The following is a 19,559-nucleotide window of genomic DNA, read 5'->3' on the forward strand; positions in this document are numbered from 1 at the left end:
GCACCATGAGTAGAGCTGTCGTCATCGGAGCCGGACTGGGCGGTGTCATGGCGGCGGCGGCACTGTCCCCGGCCGTCGACGAGGTGGTCGTCCTCGACCGCGACGAACTGCCCGACGGGCCGGAGCACCGCAGGGGACTCCCCCAGGGGCGGCACGCGCACCTGCTGATGCCGGGCGGACTGGACGCCATGGAGGAGCTGATACCGAAGGCCGGTGTCAGGGAGCGTCTGCTCGCCGCCGGCGCCCACGAGATCTCGCTCAGCTCGGGCATGCTGGCCCTGACCCCGGAGGGCTGGTTCCACCGCTGGCGCCACGACAGCCACCACATGATCACCTCCAGCCGGGCGCTGCTGGACTGGGCCGTGCGCACGGCGGTCGTGGAGTGCACCGGCAACGTCGAGATCCGCACCGTCCAGGCGCTCGGACTGACCGGTGACGCCGGGCGGGTCCACGGCGTCCGTACTGGCAGCCCCGAACAGCAGGAGGTGCTCGACGCCGACCTCGTCGTCGACGCGAGCGGACGCGGTTCGCGGATCGTCACGTGGCTGACCGACCTGGGCATCACCGGGATCGAGGAGACGCGGGTCGACACCGGACTCGTGAACGCCACCCGCGTCTACCGCACACCGCCGGGTGCCGAGGACTTCCCGCTGACGATGGTGCAGGCCGACCCCTATCTGGGCCGGCCCGGCCGCAGCGCGCTGATCGTCCCGATCGAGGACGGCCGCTGGATGGTGAGCCTGGCCGGCACCAGGGGCGGCGAACCCCCGGCCGATCCCGACGGCTTCCTCCTCTACACCCTCGACCTGCCCCACCCGATCGTGGGCCGGCTCATCTCCGGGGCCGAACCGCTCACGGACATCTTCGTCAGCCACAGCACCAGCAACTCCCGGCGCCATCTGGAGCGGGTCCGTGACTGGCCGGACGGGCTCGTCGTCCTCGGCGACGCGCTCGCCACGCTCAACCCCGCCTACGGACAGGGCATGGCGGTGGCCGCGCTGGGCGCCCAGGTCCTCGGCAGGCACCTGGCCCAGGCGCACCCGGGCACACCGGGCCTGAGCCGGAAGGTCCAGCGTGCCGCGGCCGCGGTCGTCGAGACGGCGTGGAGCATCGCGGTCAGCCAGGACTCGATGTATCCGGAGGTCCGCGGCGGCAGGCGCAGGGCCGTCGACCGCGTCGCCGGCCGCTACACGCGCCGCCTCACCAAGGCGGCGACAGGCTCCTACGTGGCCGCCTCCGCCCTGTGGGACGTGACCGGGCTCCGGGCCGGCCCCGCCCGGCTGCTGCGCCCCTCGACGGTCCTCGCGGCGATCGGCGGGCCCTCGCTGCCCCCGCTCTCCGAACCCCCGCTCACCCCTCGGGAACGCGAGCTCCTCGACGCCCTGGACACCACCTCCGCCGGCGAGGCACTCGGGCGATAGGGTGATCGTCGTGGCCGACTGGGATCTTCGTCCGGCGTCGCTCCGGGACCTCGAAGCGGTCGTCGAGCTGCGTGCCGTGGTGATGCGGCCGGATCTGGAGCGGCTCGGGCGCTACGACCCGGACCGGGTGCGCCGGAGGCTGCGGGACGCGTTCGACCCGTCCCACACCTGGGTGATCGAGGTCGGCGGCACGTTCGCCGGGTCCGTGGCGCTGCGGCCCGCGGAGGACGCCCGGTGGTTCGAGCACTTCTATCTGGCCCCCGGGCTCCAGGGGCGCGGAATCGGCTCGGACGTGCTGCGCACCCTGCTGGAGCGGTGCGACCGCGACGGGGTGCGGGTCCGGCTGGACGTGCTCCAGGGCAGTCCGGCACGGCGGCTGTACGAGCGGTACGGGTTCTCGGTCGAGTCGGAGGACGCGGTGGACGTGTTCATGGTCCGCGAGCCGCGGCCGACGAGCGAACCCGGCCGACGGGAACGGGGCCGGGTGCCGTGCGGCACGGGGTGGGCCCTTCGGCTCTGCACCAGTAGGGCCGACCGGCCCTATTCGGCCCCGGCGCGCGGGAGGGACGATGGCCGGATGTCCCAGGAAGACACATTTCACCAGCTCGACCGGCAGGAGTGCCTCCGCCTTCTGGCGAAGGCCCCGGTCGGCCGCGTGGTGTACACGCGGCAGGCGCTGCCCGCCGTCCTTCCGGTCAACTTCTGCCTGGACACGGACGACTCCGTGCTGCTGCGCACCTCGTCGGACTCGGAGCTGGCCCGCGCGATCGACGGCGTCGTGGTCGCGTTCGAGGCGGACGAGTTCGACGTCGAGAGCCGGTCGGGCTGGAGCGTGGTCGTCACCGGACGGGCCGACGTGGTGAGGGACCCGGCCGAACACGAACGGCTGTCGCAGGTCGGCCCGGCGTCCTGGATGCCGTTGAGCAGGCCGGTGTTCGTGAGGATCGAATCGGAGATGGTCACCGGACGCGACCTCCGGGGCCACGCGTGACGCGCTGATCCGCAGAGGCCCCACCGGTGCGGACCGGCGTGCGGGCCGAGGGCCGTTCGGCCCCGGACGAGGGTGCGTGGAAGGGGCCGGACGGCCGCCCGCCGGGGACCGCCGGACCAGGTGCGCCGGGGTCGGCCCCGCCTAGCGTCACGATCATGGAGAACGATCAGCACGTACGACGGCCGGCGGCGCCCGGCGAGAACCGGCCGGGGGACTTCGGCCGCGGGACGGGCGCCGGCCGGCGGACCGGTCTGGTGATGCTCCTCGCGGGGGCGGCCGGCTGGATCGCCTCGTTCCAGCTGGCGGTGGACGGCTGGCGGCTGCTCCGGGATCCCGCCTATCAGCCGCCGTGCGACATCAGTCCGGTCGTCAGCTGCGGCAGCGTGATGTCCAGCGCGCAGGGCAGTGTGTTCGGCTTCCCCAACATGCTCCTGGGGCTGGCCGCCTTCGCGGTCGTGGCCGCCCTGGGCGTCGCCGTCCTCACCGGGTCCCGGCTGAGCCGCGGTCTCTGGCTCGCCCTGGAGACCGGAGCCCTGGCCGGGGTGGTGTTCGTCCACTGGCTGATCGTGCAGTCGCTCTACGAGCTCGACAAGATCTGCCCCTACTGCGCCTGCGTCTGGCTCTCCACGATCGCGCTGTTCTGGTACGTCACGGTCCACTGCCTGGAACGGGGCGTCCTGCCCGCGCCGCACCGCGTCCTGGTGGTCGTCCGGGAGACGCACTGGATGCTGCTCGGCGCCTGGTACGGAGTGATCGCCCTGCTCGTCCTGACCCGGTTCTGGCCCTACTGGAGCGGTCTGCTGTGAGCGCCGGTGGGGGCGCCCCCACCGGGGAAACCGCCGTCAGCCGCCCAGGTAGGGGCTGTAGAGCGCGGACAGGAAACGGGTGACGATGATCTCGCGGGTCGCCGCGGGGAGGGCGTCCAGCAGACGGTTCACCGGGGCCATCCGGGCCGCGTCCTCGCCGCTCAGGTCGACGCCCGCGGCCGGGAGCAGGGCCGCGAAGGACGCGTTGTCCAGCTCGGTCAGGTCCACCTGCGTGAGCAGGTCGACGATGTCCGCGGGCGGCGTCGGGGGCCCGAGCGGGCGGACGACCTCGACGCACTCGCGCAGCACGGCGAGGAGCTCCTCGACGCCCCGCTCGCTGACCCCGGTGAGGGTCAGGTGCAGGTTGGCCGGGAGGCCGTCGAGGCTGAGCTGGGGCTGGAGGAAGAAGCCGCGGGCGCGGGTCTCGTCGGCGAGGGCGAACAGGTCGAGCGGGGTCTCGTCCGCCGGGTCGGTGCCGATGGCCACGAGGGTGGCCTCGGGGGTGCCGAGGACGGTGAGGCCGTCGATCCGCTCCACACCGCTGATCAGGGTGCGGGTCGCGGACAGGGCGGCGCGGCCCAGTTCGCGGTAGCCGTCGGCGCCGAGGGCCTGGAGCGTGGCCCACGCCCCGGCGAGCGGTCCTGCTCCCTTGCTGCTCTGGATCGTGGAGTTGACGACGCTGTAGCCGGGCCAGGTGGCGCAGGCGTAGTAGGCGTCGAGGCGCAGGGCCTCGTCACGGAACAGCAGGACGGAGGCGCCCTTGGGGGCGTAGCCGAACTTGTGCAGGTCGCAGGAGAGGGAGGTGACGCCGGGGACGGAGAGGTCGAAGGCCGGGACGGGCGCTCCGGCCTCGGCGAGCCAGGGCAGCAGCCAGCCTCCGACGCAGGCGTCGACGTGGCAGGGGATCCCGCGGGCGGCCGCGTCGGCGGCTATCTCCGCGACGGGGTCGATGACGCCGTGCGCGTAGGACGGCGCGGAGGCGACGACGAGGACCGTGTTCTCGTTGCAGAGTTCGGCCATCGCGGCCGGGTCGGCCCGGTAGGTCGCGGGGTCGACGGGTGCGGTGCGCACGGTGACCCGCAGATAGCTGCCAGCCTTGTGGAAGGCGGCGTGGGCGGTGACGGGGACGACGATCTCCGGGGCGAGGACGTCCGGGCGGGCGTCCCGTGCGGCCTTCACCGCCAGGATGATCGACTCGGTTCCGCCGCTGGTGAAGATGCCCGGGGTGGTGTCGTCACCGCCGAGGCGGGTGGCGGTGGCGCCGACGACCTGGCGTTCGAGCGTGACGATGCTGGGGAACGCGGTCGGGTCGAGGCCGTTGACCTCCATCATCGTCAGATAGGCGCGTTCGGCGGCCTCGCGCACTTCGGGACGGCCGCTGTCGTAGACGTAGGCGGTGGTGTTCCCGCCCCGGGTGGGCAGGTCCGCGGCGGTGAGGACGGCGAGTTCGGCGAGGAGGTCGGCGCCGGAGCGGCCGGTCTCGGGCAGGCCGGGGTGGGCGGCCGCAAGGGTGGTCGGCTCGGGGGTCGTCATCGGGTGGTTTCCGTTTCTCGCACGGCGCGGCGGCGGCCGTAGGCGCGCAGCGCGGGCAGGGACAGGAGCATGAGCAGGGCGGGTACGAGGCTGAAGCCGAGGAGGATGCCGGTGCGCGCGGTCGCGGTCTGGGCGACCGGGTGGTCCAGGGTGGAGGAGACGAAGCCGGTGGCGGCCAGGGCGATCGAGTAGGCGCCGGGTCCGGCCGCGAGGCCGATGGTCTCGCCGGCCGTCCACAGTCCGGTGAAGGCGCCGGACTGGACCTGGCCGGTCCGTGCCGTGTCGGCGTGGACCGTGTCGGGCAGCAGGGCGAGCGGCAGGACCTGGAGGGCCGCGTAGCAGACGCCGAGGAGCCCGCAGAGCACGAGCGTCAGGGCGACCGCCGTGGTGCCACTGCCCGAGCCGGCCGCTCCGAACAGGGCCACCGCGCCGAGCGCGTAGCCCCAGGTCGCGACGGTGAGGCAGCGCAGGCGTCCCCAGCGTCCGGCGGCCCTGGCCCACAGCGGGACGGCGACGGCGCTGGGCGCGACCAGGCAGACGAAGAGCATCGAGGTCAGGCCGTAGCCGCCGAGGCGGTAGGTGGCCACGTACGGGGCGGCGGCGAGCATGATCGCGACGGCGGCGGCCTGGAGCACGAAGGAGAGCAGCAGCGCGAAGAAGGAGCGGTTGCCGCGTGCGGTGCGGAAGGCCGCGACCAGTCCGAGGGGTTCGGGCCCGGGCCGTGAGCGCACCCAGCGGGTGCCGAACGCGGGGATCAGCAGGACCACCGCGATGACGAGGCCGACACTGAGCCCCATCGTTCCGTACCCCTGGCGGCCTCCGCCCGCGAGGCCGACGACGAGGGGGGCCGCGCCGCCCGCGACGAGGATGCCCAGGGTCAGGAAGACGATCCGCCAGACCATGATCCGGGTGCGGACCGAGGGTACGGCCGACATCTCGGCGGGCAGGGCGACGTAGGGCACCTGGAACAGGGAGAAGGCGCTCGCGGCCAGGACGAAGGTGACCGTCACCCACACCGCGGCGCCCGTGCCGGTCATCGGGGACAGGAACATCGCCGCGAACGCGGCGGGCAGGGCGAGCCCGCCGGCGACGAGCAGCCGGGTGCGGTGGCCGGTGCGCACGGCCTCCCGGTCGCTCGCGGCTCCGACCAGCGGGTTGAACACGGCGTCCCATGCCTTGGGCAGGGCCACCACGAGTCCGGCGATTCCGGCGGGAACGCCGAGCGCGTCGGTCATGAAGTAGAGCAGCAGGAGGCCGGGGACGGTGGAGAAGACGCCGGTGCCGACGGAGCCGAGGCCGTAGACGAACAGTCGGCGGCGGGTGAGTTCGCCGACGGAGGCCGGGGGGACGACGGCGGTGGTCATCCGTGCTCCCGTTCACGCGGTTCCGGGGCGGCGAGCCCGAGGTCGCGCAGGACGAGGGCACGCAGATGGGCGCGGAAGCGGGGGACCTCGGCGCGGATGCCGGAGCGGCAGAAGCCGTGGGTGCTCCAGAGCACCGTCCAGACGGTCATCTCGACGTCGGCGGGCGCGGCGGTGCCCGCCCGCGGGGAGGCCGGGACGACCGCGCGCACGGTGTCGCGGACCGCGTCGATGAGCGGCCGCGCGTAGGCGGCCTCCAGGTCGGCGAACTCGGCGGCGTCCGAGAGCCAGCGGCGCATCCACAGGGCCGGGATGTGCGGCTGGTCGAGGCAGAAGTCGAGGTACCGGTCGACGAGGCCGGTGACGGCCGCGACCGGATCGGTGGGCGCGAGGTCCCGGAACGTGGCCAGCGCGTCGGTCAGGACCCGCTGTTCGGCGAGGTGGGCGCGGAGCATGACCTCGCGGTAGAGGTCGGGCTTGCCGCCGACGTGGTAGGCGACGGTGGCCATGTTCAGCCCGGCCTCGGCGGCGATCCGCCGGGTGCTCGTGCCGTCGTAGCCGTGGTCGGCGAAGAGCGTGGTGGCGGCCGCGATGATGCGTTCGCGGCTGGCGTCGGCCGGTGGCGGGGCGGGTGCCGGCGGGACGGGTGGCGAGTCGGACATGGCGAGGAGGGTATGCGCCCGAAGGCCGTCGATCAATCGATTGATGGAGGCATTTTCGCGGGTCGCGCCGGACGCTTCTCGGCACGGCCGGGCCCTCTCACCTCACCTGTGCGTCGACTGTGACGCAGAACACAGAGGAGAAGGCAGATTTTACCCAGCAAAATGATCAATGGGGCCGCGCCGTCCGTACCCCCTGTGAAATCTGATCAATACGTCGGGAGGCACCATGCCCATCTCACGCAACTTGGCAGGAACGGTCTTCGTGGGCGGCGCGGTGACCCTGACCCTGGCCGCGCTGGTGTACCCGACCATGCTGGGCTACCAGACCACGGCCAGCGCCCAGACCCGTGTCATCTCCGAGACCCAGTGGGGTCCGCTCACCGAGGCGGACCGCGACTTCGTCGTCAAGGTCCGCGCGGCCGGGCTGTGGGAGTACCCGCTGGGCGAGATCGCCCTGAAGAAGGGCTCGACGCCGGCGATGCGGGAGGCGGGCAAGCACCTGATCGTGGGTCACGCCCGCCTGGACGAGCTGGACCGCAAGGTCGCCGCCCAGCTGAACATCACCCTGCCCAACCAGGCGTCCCCGCAGCAGCAGCAGTTCATCGCCACCTCCGTCGCGCAGAACGGCAAGGCGTTCGACACGACCGCCGCCAACATCCTGCGCATCACGCACGGCTCCATCTTCTCCGTGATCGCCAAGGTCCGCGCCACCACGAACAATTCGCTCGTACGGGAGCTCGCGGACCTCGCCAACGACACGGTCCTCGACCACATCACGATGATGGAGAAGACCGGCGACATCGACTTCAACCAGGTCAACGCCGCGCAGAGCGCGCCGCCCACCCTTCCCAAGGACCAGCTCACGCCGCCTCCGCCGCAGCCGGGCGCCCCGACGGTGGTCCTCACCCCTCGCCCCGACCTGAACATCCACACCGACACCCCGACGCCCAGCCCCACGGTCGGCTGACCGGGTGGGCCTCCGGCGGCCTCAGGCCTGCCGGGTGCCCTGCCAGGTGTTGTGGTGCAGGACCTTCTCCAGGGGCAGCCGCGGGCCCGGACGGAACGTGGTGCGCAGCGGGTGCGCGGTCGGCAGCAGGGCGCCCTGGCGGACCGTCGGCGGCAGGCCGAGGAGCTCGGCCACCTCCCGCTCGCGGTCCAGGTGGACGGCCGTCCAGGCCGTGACGAGTCCCTGGCTGCGGGCGGCCAGCGCATAGCTCCAGGCGGCCGGCAGCAACGACCCCCACAGACCGGCCTGGTTGCCCGTGGGCAGCCGTCCGCCGGGCACTTCGAGACAGGGGATGACGAGGACGGGAACCCGGTGCATCCGGTCGGCCAGGGCACGGGCGGCCGCGAGGACCGGGCGGGAGGCGTCGGACGGTTCCGCCGGCCGGTCGAGCGCGGCGGTGTTGCGCTCGTAGAACGCGGCGCGGTAGACCTCGGCGACGTCCGCGCGGACCCGGGGGTCGGTGAGCACGATCCAGCGCCAGTTCTGCCGGTTGTTGCCGTTGGGCGCCTGAAGGGCGATCCGCAGACACCGCTCGACGACGGTGGGGTCCACGGCCCGGTCCAGATCGAGCCCGTACCGCACGGACCGGGTACTGGTCAGCAACTCCACGCAGGAGAGGGAGAGTTCGTCGCTCACGGCAGCAGCATCGCCCGGACGGTCAGCGCGAGGTGGGTGACGGCGACGAAGGCGACCGCCGTGGACATCGGCCACGCCCCGCGTCCCTCGGCCAGGAACCGCCGGGCTCCGTGGACGGGGAACAGGACCGCGAGGCAGGGAAGCAGGGCGAGCGGGCCCCTCGGCGCGAACAGCAGCGTTTCGCAGGCGACCGCTCCGGCCGCCAGGCCCACGGTCACACCGGCCGCCCCTCGCGGGCCGAGAACGGACGAGTACAGCCCGGCACCCGGTGATGTCCCCCAGGCGGTCTTGCGCGCGAACTCCAGGTGCAGGAAGACACAGGCGCACAGGACGAGCAGCACCGCACCGCGCCGGTCCGCGCTCACGGTCCCGGCGGCGACGAGCGACCCGTAGACGTAGCCGCCGAGCAGGAGTTGGACGGGGCCGGCGACCGCCAGGCCGAGCAGGGGCCGGTCGCGTACCGCGGGGGCCAGCCGTTCCAGCGGGGCGAGCAGCAGCCCGTAGCCGAGGACCGCGAGGATCAGCAGGGCCGCGGTCGCCGAGAGGGCCGCGTTCAGTCCGGCGACCACCGCGGTGATCGCCGCCATCGCGCCGCGCAGTTCGGCCCCGGTGATCTCCCCGGTGACGAGCGGCCGGTCGGGGTGGTGGACACGGTCGTGGTCGAGGTCCTTCTGCTCGTCCAGCATCCGCAGGAACAGCAGTGTCAGTACGACACTGACGACCCGGACCGCGGTGGTGCCCGAGGGTCGCCAGGCCGCACCGGTGAGGGTCACCGCGGAGCCCTCCAGGGCGAGGACCCACAGCAGCCCGTAGGAGACGTAGAGTTGCGGCGGGCACCTGCGCAGCACGAAACGGCCCAGTCTTGCGGGCAGGTGCGGGGCTGCGACGGCGGTGGTGGTCATGGCGTCCCTCCGGTCATGGCGTCCCCGTGCGGTCATGGCGTCTCTGCGGTCTCGGCGTCCCTGCGGTCTCGGCGTCCCTGCGGTCTCGGCGTCCCTGCGGTTTCGGCGTCCCTGCGGTCTCGGCGTCTCTACGGTCCAGGCATCTCCACGGTCGCGGCACCCCTGCGCTCATGGCAGCCGGGAGGTCACGGCAGCCCGAAGGTCACGGCTGCCCGGCCGGTGGTGCGGCCCGGGCGGCTCGCGTCGGGCGGCAGGTGTCGGCGAGTCTGATCCGGGCCTCGGCGGCCAGGGCGCCGGGCTGGCGGAGGGTGCACTCGATGTCGGCACCCGCCACGGCCGGCGTGGTCCGGCACTCCAGCGGCAGGTCCATCTCGGCGAACCGGCGGAACCGCGCGGCCAGGGCGACCGGCAGCGGGCTGGAGGTGCGCACGGCTCCGGCGGACACCGAGGCCCGCAGGGCGAGTTGGCGGAAGCCTTCGAGCTCCAGCATGCCGGGCACATGGTCCACCCAGTGGTCGTAGAGGGTGGGGTGCGTGGTCTCGGCGAACAGGCGTGCCGTGTGGGCGCCGTCGTCCGTCGCGCGCGGCGGGGAGATGACCGTGTTGGCCGCCGCCCGTCTGCCGACGAGCGCGGGATCGACGCGTTGTCCGCGCAGGGCGACGGGCACGGCGGGCAGGCCGAGCGCGTCGCGCTGCCGGGCCCGCAGCCGCGTCCAGTCGTCGGGCGGCATCCAGGAGTAGTCGATGCGGGCCAGCAGCGCCTCGCGGGCGCCGATGACGAGGGCGAAGCGGAGCCCGAGGCCCCGCACTCCGGCCCGGGTGCGGAACCGCTGCTCGATCCGGGTGGTGATGACCGCCTCGGTGGGCCCGTCGCCCCGGGCCAGGGCGGCCGGGTCGGGCACCTCGAACTCCACGGCCCTGAGCAGGAACTTGTGCCCGAGCCGGACGCCGAGGTGGCGGTGGGCGACCACGAAGATGCCCTGCCTGCACGCCTCCAGGAGCAGGAACGGGTCGTGGTGGGTCCGAGGTCCCAAGGTGTCGTCGTAGAAGGCGTGTTGGCGGGGAAAGCGGGCGGCCAGCAGGATCTCGTCCTCGCCCCGGCGCTCGGCGTCGGTCAGGAAGACCTCCGCGGGGGCGGACCTGTGCACCAGTTCCTTGGGGAGTGTCCGGGTGAACTGCATGGCGCGCCCCCTCAGTTCGCGGTGGCGCGGACGGTGTCCAGATGGCGGCGCCAGGTGTCGGCGTCGGCTCCGTCCAGCACGGGTGCCCGGCCCGGCTCGCGCATGGGCAGCACCTTCGAGCCGACGATGACGGTGTCCCAGGGGTCGAGGTCGATCCCGTGGCGCCAGGCGGTCTCCAGCAGCGTGCGCGGCCCGGCCTCGGGGCGGGCGCCCGGGTGCCGGGCCACGGTGTCGCGCAGGCGCGCGAGGGCGGGGGCGAAGTCGAGGTCCCTGGGTTCGGTGGCGGCGTACAGCCGGCCGGTCAGTTCCCGGGCGTGCGTACGGCGGTCCTCGTCGGCGAGGGCGGAGCCGAAGAGCCGGTCGCGCTCACCGTCGTCGAAGTGGACGGCCAACTCCCGCAGGACGTCGGCCGGTTCGTCAGGGGTGTGGACCAGGTTCAGCAAGTAGCTGTAGCGGCCCAGGAGATGGCGCAGCTGACCCGGGCGGCGGGCGTCCGGGTCGGTGGGTCCCTTCAGCCGGGTCAGTTCGACGGAGGCGGGCACGTCCAGGTCGTGCACGGGGCGGACGAGCAGGACCAGGGCGTCGGCGTCCTCCAGGAAGAGGGCGGCGAGCCGTCTGCGGTAGGGGGTGGCGAGGTTCCACTGGAAGTACCACAGGGAGCGGATCATGGTGCGGGTCAGCCGGGTGACGGCCGCGCCGACGATCCGGAAGCCCTGTCGGGCCAGCCAGTCGGCGGCCGCGTCGAGTCTGCGGGCCACGACGGCGTCGGGCTTGAGCAGCAGCAGCGCGTGCCGGTGGGCGAAGCCGGTGATGTCGCCGGTGAGTTCGGCGAGCTGGCCGTGGCTCTCCTGGTAGTAGGTGTCGGCGCCGTAGAGCCGCTGCTTGTCGGGGTGGCAGGTGAGCAGGGGGGAGACGGGTATGCCGTAGGAGGGGTCGGCCGGGTGGGCGGGGGTCATCGCTGGGTGCTCCCGTCGGGTCGGGCGGCGGACGTTTCCTCGCGCGGGGGCGGGCCGAGGTAGCCGGTCGCGAGGCAGTGGTCGAGGAGGCGGCGCAGATAGGAACGGGCGCCCGTCGTGGGCGGACGGTGGCCGAAGGCCTCGGCGTGCGGGGCGGCGAAGCGGACACGGCGCCGGAAGTAGGGGGCGTACAGGGACACGACACGGTCGTAGTACGGGCGTTCGCGGCCGGGCAGGCCCTGGGCGGAGAAGGCGGACGGCGGGACGAACCGGGGCACGTGGAGCGACGGGTACTCGGCGAGGACGTCGGACATGTCCCGCAGGGTCAGCTGGTGGCCGACGGCGTGCAGGGTGCGGCCCTCGGCGTCGTGGAACCGGGTGGCGGCCTCGGCCACCAGGTCGGCGACCCGGTCGACGGGGACCAGGTCGAGGACGGCGTCCGGGTGGCCGGGCACCGTGCGGACCAGGCCCCGGGTCAGCACCCGGAGCACGGGGTAGATGGTCTTGAGGTCGCGGACCCGGCCGGTGCGTGCGGCGCCGGTGACGATGCTCGGGCGGACCACGGCCACCGGCAGCCCGTCCGCCGCCGCCTTGCGGACCAGCGTCTCGGCGGCCAGCTTGCTCTTCTCGTAGTCGTTGCCGGGGCGCTGGCCGAGGTCGAGTTCGTCCTCGTACGCGATGCCGTCGCGTTCTCCGCACACGTAGGCGGTGCTGACGTGCACCAGGGGCGTACGGTCCGCCAGGGCGACGCCCAGGACGTGCCGGGTGCCCAGGACGTTGACGCGCTCGTAGCGGCCCGGTGCCAGGCCGAAGTCGGTGACGGCGGCGCAGTGCACGATCCGGTCGGCTCCGGCGGCGAGGCGCCGGCCGTCGGCGTCGAGGCCGAGGCCGGGGCGGGTGATGTCGCCGGTGATCCGGGTGAGCGTGCCCGGAGCGGCGGTGAGTTTTCTGCCGTTGTTGCGGACCAGGTCGCCGTTGCGGTGCAGCACGGCCAGTACGCGGTGTCCTGCGGCGGTGAGCCGGGCGGCGACCTCGGCGCCCACGAAGCCGCTCGCCCCGGTCAGCAGCACGGTCATCGGGTCGGAGGGCGTCATGTCCCCGTGCTTCGGGGCGGAGGCCTGTCGGCCGGGGTGAGGTGTCGGCGGCCGGGAGTCTTCGGACATCGGTGGATCCTCCGTGGGGAACGTCGGACGGGATGCTCGGGGGCCCGGCGCCGTCACGGGGCCTGATGGGGCTGGGCCCCGTTGGCGGTCAGCAGATCGCGGGCCTCCTCGATGGGCAGCTCCGCGCCGAGGTGGGCGCCCAGACGCAGCCAGTCGTGGCCGAGTCGCAGCGTCGCCCGCCAGGTGGACGCGGACTCGAAGGAGAGCGGGAAGGAGTCGGCGCCCACGGCCGCGCGCACCAGGGCGATGAAGCGGCGCAGTTCCGCGCGCAGGGCGTCGCCGTCCCGCGCCGACTCCACGCTCCGCCCCAGGAGTTCGCGGGCGCCCACGCCGATCGGCCCGGAGGCGGCGGGCAGCAGGTCCATCCGGCGTACGAGATCGGTGTCGGCCGGCAGCGGGTTGACACCGTGGGCGCTGAACAGACCGCGCAGCGCCGCGTGCACGGCGCGGCGCGCCGTGAGTTCGGCGACGCGCCGCTGGCCCCGTTGCAGCGCTCCGGTCAGGTCCTCGACGGCGTTCTCGACGACCACGTTGGACCACACCAGGGCCATGGCGGAGGCGGCGAACCGGTCGGCGGGCAGGGGCAGCAGATCGACGGCGCGGGACCCGGTGACGGCCGCGCCGCGCACCGACAGCAGGGGCTGCTCGGCGGAGGGCGGCGGGGTGACCGGGCCGGGCGGGGCGGCGAGGGGCAGTGCGGGCGTGACGGTTCCGCCGCCCTTCCAGGCGAGCCGGACCAGTCCGTAGCGCAGGAAGGCGGCGAGCAGCGGGCCGGGATCCGTGACGCCGGTGGCGGCGCCGTCGGCCAGGACACGGGGCAGGGACCGGCCCAGGACGAGGGAGCGCCACACGCTCGCGGCGTCTTCCCCGAGCGCGAACACGTCGCGCCCGTCGCGGACCACGTGGACACGTTCGCCGGTCTGCCAGGTGGTCACCCGCGGCACGCGGGCCACCGTGAGGCGTTCGGGCCGCCGGGGGACGTCGGTCAGTCCGAGCTCCTCGGCGAAGTCGAGGCAGTCGGTCAGACGGGCGCGGGCGGCCGCCGCGTCGCCGGGCGGGACGGCGGCCGATTCCAGCGCCCAGAAGCGGTCGCGCACGTCCGTCCGCCCCGCCCGGTCGAGCTGCATGGACAGCCACTTGGGTTCGAGATAGGTCTCGCCGAGGCCCGCCGCCCAGGACTTGACGCTCTGCACGAGCGCGGCGCCGGTCCAGTCGGCCGCCTCGTCGCTCTCGCCGAGGCACAGGAGGGCGGTCGCGTGGCGCAGGGACTGCCGGGCCCGGTGCGCCCACCAGTCCGCGGTGATCCGGCGGAACCGCTCCACGGGCAGCAGCGCCTTGACCTCCTCGACGAGGGCGTGGCCGCGCAGCGGGTGGCTGTGCAGGACCCGCTGGCAGCGGTTCAGGAGGTCCTCGGAGAGCCGGCCCGGCCGTCCGGCCTCCCGTTCCACCGCCCTCAGCTGCTCGGCGAGTTGATGCACCGACCGGGTGCGGAGCTCGACCCGTCGGCCGTCCACGAACAGCAGCGTCGGCATGGTCGGCAGGTCGTCGCCGTCGCGGCCGACGAGGAGGAAGTCGATGTCGGAGGAGGGGTTGCCGAACCCCTCCGCTATGGAGCCCTCCAGGGTCACGGCCCACTCGGTGCCGGACGGGAGTCCGGCGAGGGACTTGTCGAGCAGGTCCTGGAGCCGCTCCTCGGTGAGGATCACTGGTGTGTCTCCGTTCGGGGGCTGTCCGGAGCCGCGGCGGGGGCGTCGCCGGGCGCGTCGGCGAGCACGGTGACCGTCCCGGCGGCGCCGTCCACCCGCAGCCTGGCGCCGGTGCGGATCTCGGTCGTGGCGCCCTTGACCTGAACCACCGTCGGGATACCCAACTCCCGTGCCACGACGGCCACATGGGTCAGCGGGCTGCCACGTTCGATGACCAGGGCGGCGGCCGAGGACAGGGCGGTGACCCAGCCGGGGTCGGTGCGGTAGGTGAGCAGGACGCCGCCGCCGATGTCGCGCGGGGTGTCGGTGACGACGGCGGGACCTTCGGCGACTCCGGGGCAGCAGGGGACGCCGGTGAGTTCGCGGGCGCCACCGGGGGCGGCCGGTCCGCCGCTCCAGCCGGCCCGTTCGAGGTTGCCGGACCAGTAGGGCGCGCCGTGGGTGGTGAAGCGGGAGGGGGCGTGCAGTGCGCTGTCGGCGGTCTGTCGCCCGCGCCGCAGGACGACCAGGTCCCGCAGTTCGGTGTGGGCGATCATGCCCTCGTAGGCGCCGCGGATCTCCTCCAGGCGCAGGAAGAAGACGTCGTCCCAGGCGTCGAGGGCACCGGCGCGGGCCAGATCGCGGCCCAGGGCGCGCAGCATGCGTTTGGCCGCTCCGAAGGCGCGGGTGCGGCAGAACCGGAGCCGTTCCCGGTCGGTGAGCGCGGTGCGGGCCTTGCCGCGGACCCGCTCGTAGACCAGGCGGCGCGGCCGGCTCAGATGCGCGTCGAGGTAGGCGTCGGCGTCGCCGCCGCGGTCCGCCGCGCCACTGCCGCCGGTGCCTCCCTCGCCACCGTCGCTGCCGGTGTCCCTGGCCTCGGTGTCCCGCAGTGCCTCGCGCAGCAGTGCGAAGACGCCCTCCGGGCTCTCGTGCAGGTCGGGGACCTCCAGCTTGAGTTCGTCGGGGCTGCGGTAGCCGTAGTCGGCGATGTACGCGTCGACGGCGCGCAGGAAACGGACGTGACCGGCGTCCTGAAGCGCCTGGCGGGCCCCGGAGTCGGGGGTGCGTTCCAGCAGGGCCGCCACCTCGGTGTCGGCGCGCGCCAGGGCGGCCAGCTCGCGCAGCGCCCACACCGGTTCCACGGACTCGACGGCGCGGCCGGGGGCCGCCGCCGCCCAGGTGAACCACTCGGGGGCCTCCGGCAGCCACTTGCGGGTGAGCAGGGCCAGCAGTCCCACGGAGAGCAGGATCGTCGCGTCGAGGGTCTGCATCGGACCCCATTTCTCGATGAGTTCCCGTTGCAGCCGGCGGAATCGGCGGTAGGTCTCGTCACCCGGCAGCGCGTCGTAGTCGACATTGTTGAATACCGCGTACGCACGATAGAAATCTCGATGAAACGTGTTCACCGATTTTCGGATGGTGAGGAATCTCGTGGCGAAGATGACCGTACGCGCCAGTCGGGACACCTGGCCGCGCGGTCCGGTCCGCGGAGTGAACGGATGGAGCGTGTCGGCGAGTTCATCGGAAATGCTCTCGGCGACGCCGAGGGATTTCTCCAGAACGCGCCGGTTGAGCGGGTACAGCGGGGCGAGCCGCACCATGCGGTACCAGTGGAGCAGGTTGTAGTAGACCCGCCCGTGGACGTAGCCGAGCAGGTGCGGGGTCCACTCCTGCACCTCGCGCAGCGCCTTCCCGCGGACCCCGAGGGCGCGGGCGTAGCTGTCGTACACCTTGGCGTAGGTGTCGGCGGCGAAGCTGTACGTGAGCGGGGACACGACCCCGCTGAAGCTCTCGATGATGTTGGAGTTGTCCCAGATCCGCAGGTCCAGCCCCGGCTCGGGGGCGGGGCCCGGGGGCTGGGCGAGGGCCGTGACCGGACGGCTCTGGAGGATCCACAGCCCGTCCTCGGCGATGGCCCACTCGATGTCCTGGGGGATGCCGTAGCAGGCGGCGACCCGGGTGCCCGCCGCGTGCAGCCGGGCCAGCCGGCCGGCGGTCAGGGACAGTTCGGCGCGGTCCCCTTCGGTGACGGGCGACACCCGGCAGCCGGGTCCCGGTCCGGCGTCGTAGCGCTCCCGCTTCTCACCGATCACCGTGGTCAGCGGCTCGCCGGTGACGGCGTCCAGGACGACGGTGTCGGCGTCGACGGCGCCCGAGACCAGCCCCTCCCCCAGTCCGTGGACGGCGCTGACGACCTGCCGGTCGGTGCGTCCGCTCGCCGGGTCGGCGGTGAACAGCACACCGCTGAGCTCGGCGGCCACCATGCGCTGCACGATGACGGCGACACCGCCGGTGTCGATCGCGAGCCGGCGCCGGGCGCGGTAGCGCAGGGAGCGTTCGCAGAACGCGGAGGCCCAGCAGCGGCGGACGTGGGCCACGACCTCGTCGAGGCCGCGCACGTTGAGGAAGCTGTCGAACTGCCCGGCGAAGGAGTGGTGCGGCCCGTCCTCCTGGGCGCCGGACGACCGGACGGCGACGGCTCCCCCGCCGGCCAGCCCGTAGGCCAGTCCGATGGCGTCGGTGAGACGGTCGTCGAGCGGCGCGGCCTCGATCAGTTCGGCGATCTCGGCGGCGATCCGGCCCGCCTTCGGCTCCCAGTCGTCGGCGAGCAGCCGTCTCAGGTGCGCGTCGAGTCCGGCACCGCGGCTGAATTCGGCGAATACGTCCAGGCCGATGACCGACCAGCGCGGTACTTGAAATCCGGACGCGGTCAGCGTGTACAGGTTCTTCCCTTTTCCACCGGCCCATTCGGTGACAAGGGATTCGTCGCTCGACGGTGTGAGGACGTGCAGGGACCGGCGTTCGGATCCCGTGGTGGGCGACAATGCGTTTCCCCTCCGAGGCTGTTGCTCGACCTCGCTCGAATGTTGCACAGCAGGGCCGGTCGAAAAAACTCCCCCGGGCCCCGGTAGGCGCTTTTCGGTCGTCGTCGGATTTTCAAACTCCGGGCTTGTGCCGCTGCGCAGGAGGAACACCGGCCCCACGGCGGGGAACGGGACGATCCGGCCGATTCGGGTCGACCCGCCCCCTGCGGAGCACCGGGGCGCCGCGGCCGGGGCCGAGGGGGCGTCCACGGGGACCACCGGCGGCCACAAAGCCACACGTTCGGACAGCGGGAAGGGTTCGAGCAGAAAGGAAAGCAACAAATATTGACGCAATCGACCAGCGCTTGTAACTTCCGACTCAGTCGCCAGGAAGCCTGAACTCGGCTCTTCCGAGGGCGAGTTGTAGCTCCAACCTCCACCTTGGGAGCACACATGCGCAGAAGAAGATCCGCTCTCCCCTGTCTCGCGCCCTCCTCCGCGGCCGGGCCCGCGGCCCGGCTCCGCCGCGCCCTGCTGTCCGTCGCCGCGGCCCTCGGACTCCTCGTGACCTTCCTGGTCGGCATGCCCGGCGTCGCCCAGGCCGCGGCGTCCCAGCCCTGCGACATCTACGCCGGCGCGGGCACCCCGTGCGTCGCCGCCCACAGCACGACCCGCGCACTCTTCTCGGCGTACAACGGCCCGCTGTACCAGGTCACCCGCGTCTCCGACGGAGCGAGCGCCGACATCGGACTGCTGACGGCCGGCGGGTACGCGAACGCGGCGCAGCAGGACGGCTTCTGCGCCAACACCACGTGCAGCATCTCGAAGGTGTACGACCAGACGTCCCGCCACAACGACCTGTTCCCCGGGCCCGCGGGCACGGCCGGGATGGGTGCCGACCGGGGCGCGGACGCGAGTGAACTGTCCGTCACGGCGGGCGGCCACAAGGTGTACGGGATCTGGATCTCGCCCGGAGTCGGCTACCGCTCGCACGGCGCCGCGTCCGGCGTCGCGGTCAACGGCCAGCCGGAAGGCGCCTACATGGTCGCCAGCGGCACCCATGTGGGCTCCTCCTGCTGCTTCGACTACGGCAACGCCGAGTCCACCCCCGCCGACACCGGCAACGGTCACATGGACGCCGTGTCCATCGCGACCACCTGCTACTTCGCTCCGTGCAGCGGCTCGGGTCCCTGGATCGAGGCCGACATGGAGAACGGCATGTTCCAGGGCGACAACGGCTCCAACACCGCCAACAAGGGCAACAGCAGCACGTACGTGACGGCCGTCCTCAAGAACAACGGGCAGACCACGTACGCGCTGAAGGGAGGCAACGCCCAGTCGGGAGGCCTGACGACCTGGTGGGACGGCGGACTGCCGACACGGGGCGGCTACCGGCCGATGCAGCAGGAGGGCGGGATCATCCTGGGCACGGGCGGTGACAACAGCAACTGGAACATGGGCACGTTCTTCGAGGGCGTCATGGTCGCGGGCTACCCCACCGACGCGGCCGAGAACGCCGTCCAGGCGAACATCGTCTCCGTCGGCTACGCGGGCCAGACCAGCGTCCCCAACGGACCGCAGGGCACCATCGGCGGCCCCGGCGGCCAGTGCGTGGACGTCGCCGCGGACGACACCGGGGTGAACGGCACCGCCGTACAGCTGTGGAACTGCCAGTCGTACGCCGAGGACCAGTTCTGGACGCACCGCGCCGACGGATCGCTCGGCACCATCGGCCGCTGCCTGGACATCATCGGCAACGGCACGGCCAACGGCACCAACGTCGAACTGTGGGACTGCGACGGAGTCGGCGGCCAGAAGTGGGTGCAGCGCGCCGACGGTTCGCTGTTCAACCCGCAGTCGGGCCGCTGCCTCGACTCCCCCAACGGCGCCACGGCCAACGGCACGCGCCTGCGGATCTGGGACTGCAACGGGTCGGCCGCCCAGCGGTTCTCGGTCAACGCGGGCGCACCGATCGCCGGTCCCGGGGGCACCTGCGCCGATGTGGCCGGTGACGACAACGGCTCCAACGCGACCGCCGTCCAGCTCTGGAGCTGCCAGTCGTACGCGGTCGACCAGCACTGGTTCCACAGCTCGGACGGCCGGCTGCACACGCTGGGCCGCTGCCTCGACATCATCGGCAACGGCACCGCCAACGGCACCCAGGTCCAGCTGTGGGACTGCGGGACGGCAGGCGGCCAGGTCTGGCAGCAGCAGGCCGACGGCTCACTGCTCAACCCGCAGTCGGGCCGCTGCCTGGACTCCCCCGACGGTGCCACGGCCAACGGCACCCGGCTCCAGATCTGGGACTGCAACGGAGCCGCCGCGCAGAAGTTCGCCCTGGGCTGACCCCGCCCCACCACCCCTCGCCCCCGCCCGCCCCGGCCTCCACCGCGGCCGCGCCCTCTACGCGGCACGGGCCCTCCACCCCCCCCAGCACACGAAGTGGCTCGCGG

General features: G+C 73.1%; 15 protein-coding genes and 1 pseudogene. 6 read left to right on the plus strand and 10 right to left on the minus strand.

From position 1 onward, the window contains the following. Window positions 1–5 precede the first annotated feature (5 nt). The 4 genes and pseudogenes from ACFWI4_RS32015 to ACFWI4_RS32030 all read left to right on the plus strand — a co-directional run bounded on the left by ACFWI4_RS32015 (window position 6) and on the right by ACFWI4_RS32030 (window position 3,218). A complete protein-coding gene (locus ACFWI4_RS32015) occupies window positions 6–1,421 on the plus strand; it encodes an FAD-dependent oxidoreductase (protein WP_387203425.1) in 1,416 nt (471 codons plus the stop codon). Between the two features lie 10 nt (window positions 1,422–1,431). Then, a pseudogene (locus ACFWI4_RS32020) lies at window positions 1,432–1,866 on the plus strand (GNAT family N-acetyltransferase); the annotation flags it as partial. 132 nt (window positions 1,867–1,998) lie between these two features. After that, the gene (locus tag ACFWI4_RS32025) at window positions 1,999–2,412 is read left to right on the plus strand and encodes a pyridoxamine 5'-phosphate oxidase family protein (protein WP_385393188.1); all 414 of its coding nucleotides are present in this window, start codon (window positions 1,999–2,001) and stop codon (window positions 2,410–2,412) included. Window positions 2,413–2,567: 155 nt separating this feature from the next. Continuing rightward, window positions 2,568–3,218, plus strand: a complete 651-nt coding sequence (locus tag ACFWI4_RS32030; protein ID WP_387203428.1) for a vitamin K epoxide reductase family protein — start codon at window positions 2,568–2,570, stop codon at window positions 3,216–3,218. A 36-nt stretch (window positions 3,219–3,254) separates the two neighbouring features. Here the strand turns inward: ACFWI4_RS32030 and ACFWI4_RS32035 are convergent, their stop codons facing one another. From ACFWI4_RS32035 to ACFWI4_RS32045, 3 genes are read right to left on the minus strand one after another with little or no spacing between them, the layout of a single operon-like run. Further along, window positions 3,255–4,751 (minus strand): pyridoxal phosphate-dependent decarboxylase family protein, encoded by a 1,497-nt coding sequence (locus ACFWI4_RS32035; RefSeq protein WP_387203431.1) that lies wholly within the window; start codon window positions 4,749–4,751, stop codon window positions 3,255–3,257. Continuing rightward, window positions 4,748–6,115, minus strand: a complete 1,368-nt coding sequence (locus tag ACFWI4_RS32040; protein WP_387203433.1) for an MFS transporter — start codon at window positions 6,113–6,115, stop codon at window positions 4,748–4,750. The genes ACFWI4_RS32035 and ACFWI4_RS32040 overlap by 4 nt, the downstream gene beginning before the upstream one ends. After that, entirely contained in the window at window positions 6,112–6,774 is a 663-nt protein-coding gene (locus ACFWI4_RS32045) for a TetR/AcrR family transcriptional regulator (RefSeq protein WP_387203436.1), read from the minus strand. The genes ACFWI4_RS32040 and ACFWI4_RS32045 overlap by 4 nt, the downstream gene beginning before the upstream one ends. A gap of 226 nt (window positions 6,775–7,000) precedes the next feature. Between ACFWI4_RS32045 and ACFWI4_RS32050 the strand changes: the two genes are divergently transcribed. Continuing rightward, on the plus strand, window positions 7,001–7,741 hold the full coding sequence (locus ACFWI4_RS32050; RefSeq protein ID WP_387203439.1) for a DUF4142 domain-containing protein: 741 nt from the start codon (window positions 7,001–7,003) through the stop codon (window positions 7,739–7,741). Window positions 7,742–7,762: 21 nt separating this feature from the next. Here the strand turns inward: ACFWI4_RS32050 and ACFWI4_RS32055 are convergent, their stop codons facing one another. From ACFWI4_RS32055 to ACFWI4_RS32085, 7 genes are all read right to left on the minus strand, one after another. Then, on the minus strand, window positions 7,763–8,416 hold the full coding sequence (locus ACFWI4_RS32055) for a nitroreductase family protein (RefSeq protein WP_387203442.1): 654 nt from the start codon (window positions 8,414–8,416) through the stop codon (window positions 7,763–7,765). Then, entirely contained in the window at window positions 8,413–9,318 is a 906-nt protein-coding gene (locus ACFWI4_RS32060) for a hypothetical protein (RefSeq protein ID WP_387203445.1), read from the minus strand. Before ACFWI4_RS32060 ends, ACFWI4_RS32055 begins: the two co-directional genes overlap by 4 nt. A gap of 202 nt (window positions 9,319–9,520) precedes the next feature. Next, window positions 9,521–10,498, minus strand: coding sequence for a ScbA/BarX family gamma-butyrolactone biosynthesis protein (locus ACFWI4_RS32065; protein ID WP_387203448.1), 978 nt, complete (start codon window positions 10,496–10,498; stop codon window positions 9,521–9,523). A gap of 11 nt (window positions 10,499–10,509) precedes the next feature. Then, the gene (locus ACFWI4_RS32070) at window positions 10,510–11,454 is read right to left on the minus strand and encodes a nucleoside-diphosphate kinase (protein WP_387203451.1); all 945 of its coding nucleotides are present in this window, start codon (window positions 11,452–11,454) and stop codon (window positions 10,510–10,512) included. Further along, a complete protein-coding gene (locus ACFWI4_RS32075) occupies window positions 11,451–12,617 on the minus strand; it encodes an SDR family oxidoreductase (RefSeq protein WP_387203454.1) in 1,167 nt (388 codons plus the stop codon). The genes ACFWI4_RS32070 and ACFWI4_RS32075 overlap by 4 nt, the downstream gene beginning before the upstream one ends. A gap of 53 nt (window positions 12,618–12,670) precedes the next feature. Beyond that, on the minus strand, window positions 12,671–14,323 hold the full coding sequence (locus ACFWI4_RS32080) for a hypothetical protein (protein WP_387203456.1): 1,653 nt from the start codon (window positions 14,321–14,323) through the stop codon (window positions 12,671–12,673). Next, a complete protein-coding gene (locus ACFWI4_RS32085; protein WP_387203458.1) occupies window positions 14,320–17,127 on the minus strand; it encodes a phosphoenolpyruvate synthase in 2,808 nt (935 codons plus the stop codon). Before ACFWI4_RS32085 ends, ACFWI4_RS32080 begins: the two co-directional genes overlap by 4 nt. 432 nt (window positions 17,128–17,559) lie before the next feature. Here ACFWI4_RS32085 and ACFWI4_RS32090 point away from each other — a divergent pair, with 432 nt between their 5' ends. Then, window positions 17,560–19,452 carry an arabinofuranosidase catalytic domain-containing protein gene (locus tag ACFWI4_RS32090; protein ID WP_387203461.1) on the plus strand — a complete coding sequence of 631 codons (1,893 nt, stop codon included), beginning with the start codon at window positions 17,560–17,562 and terminating at the stop codon, window positions 19,450–19,452. The last annotated feature ends 107 nt before the right edge of the window (window positions 19,453–19,559 follow it).

This window comes from Streptomyces sp. NPDC127038 (assembly GCF_042725875.1).
GTDB lineage: Bacteria > Actinomycetota > Actinomycetes > Streptomycetales > Streptomycetaceae > Streptomyces.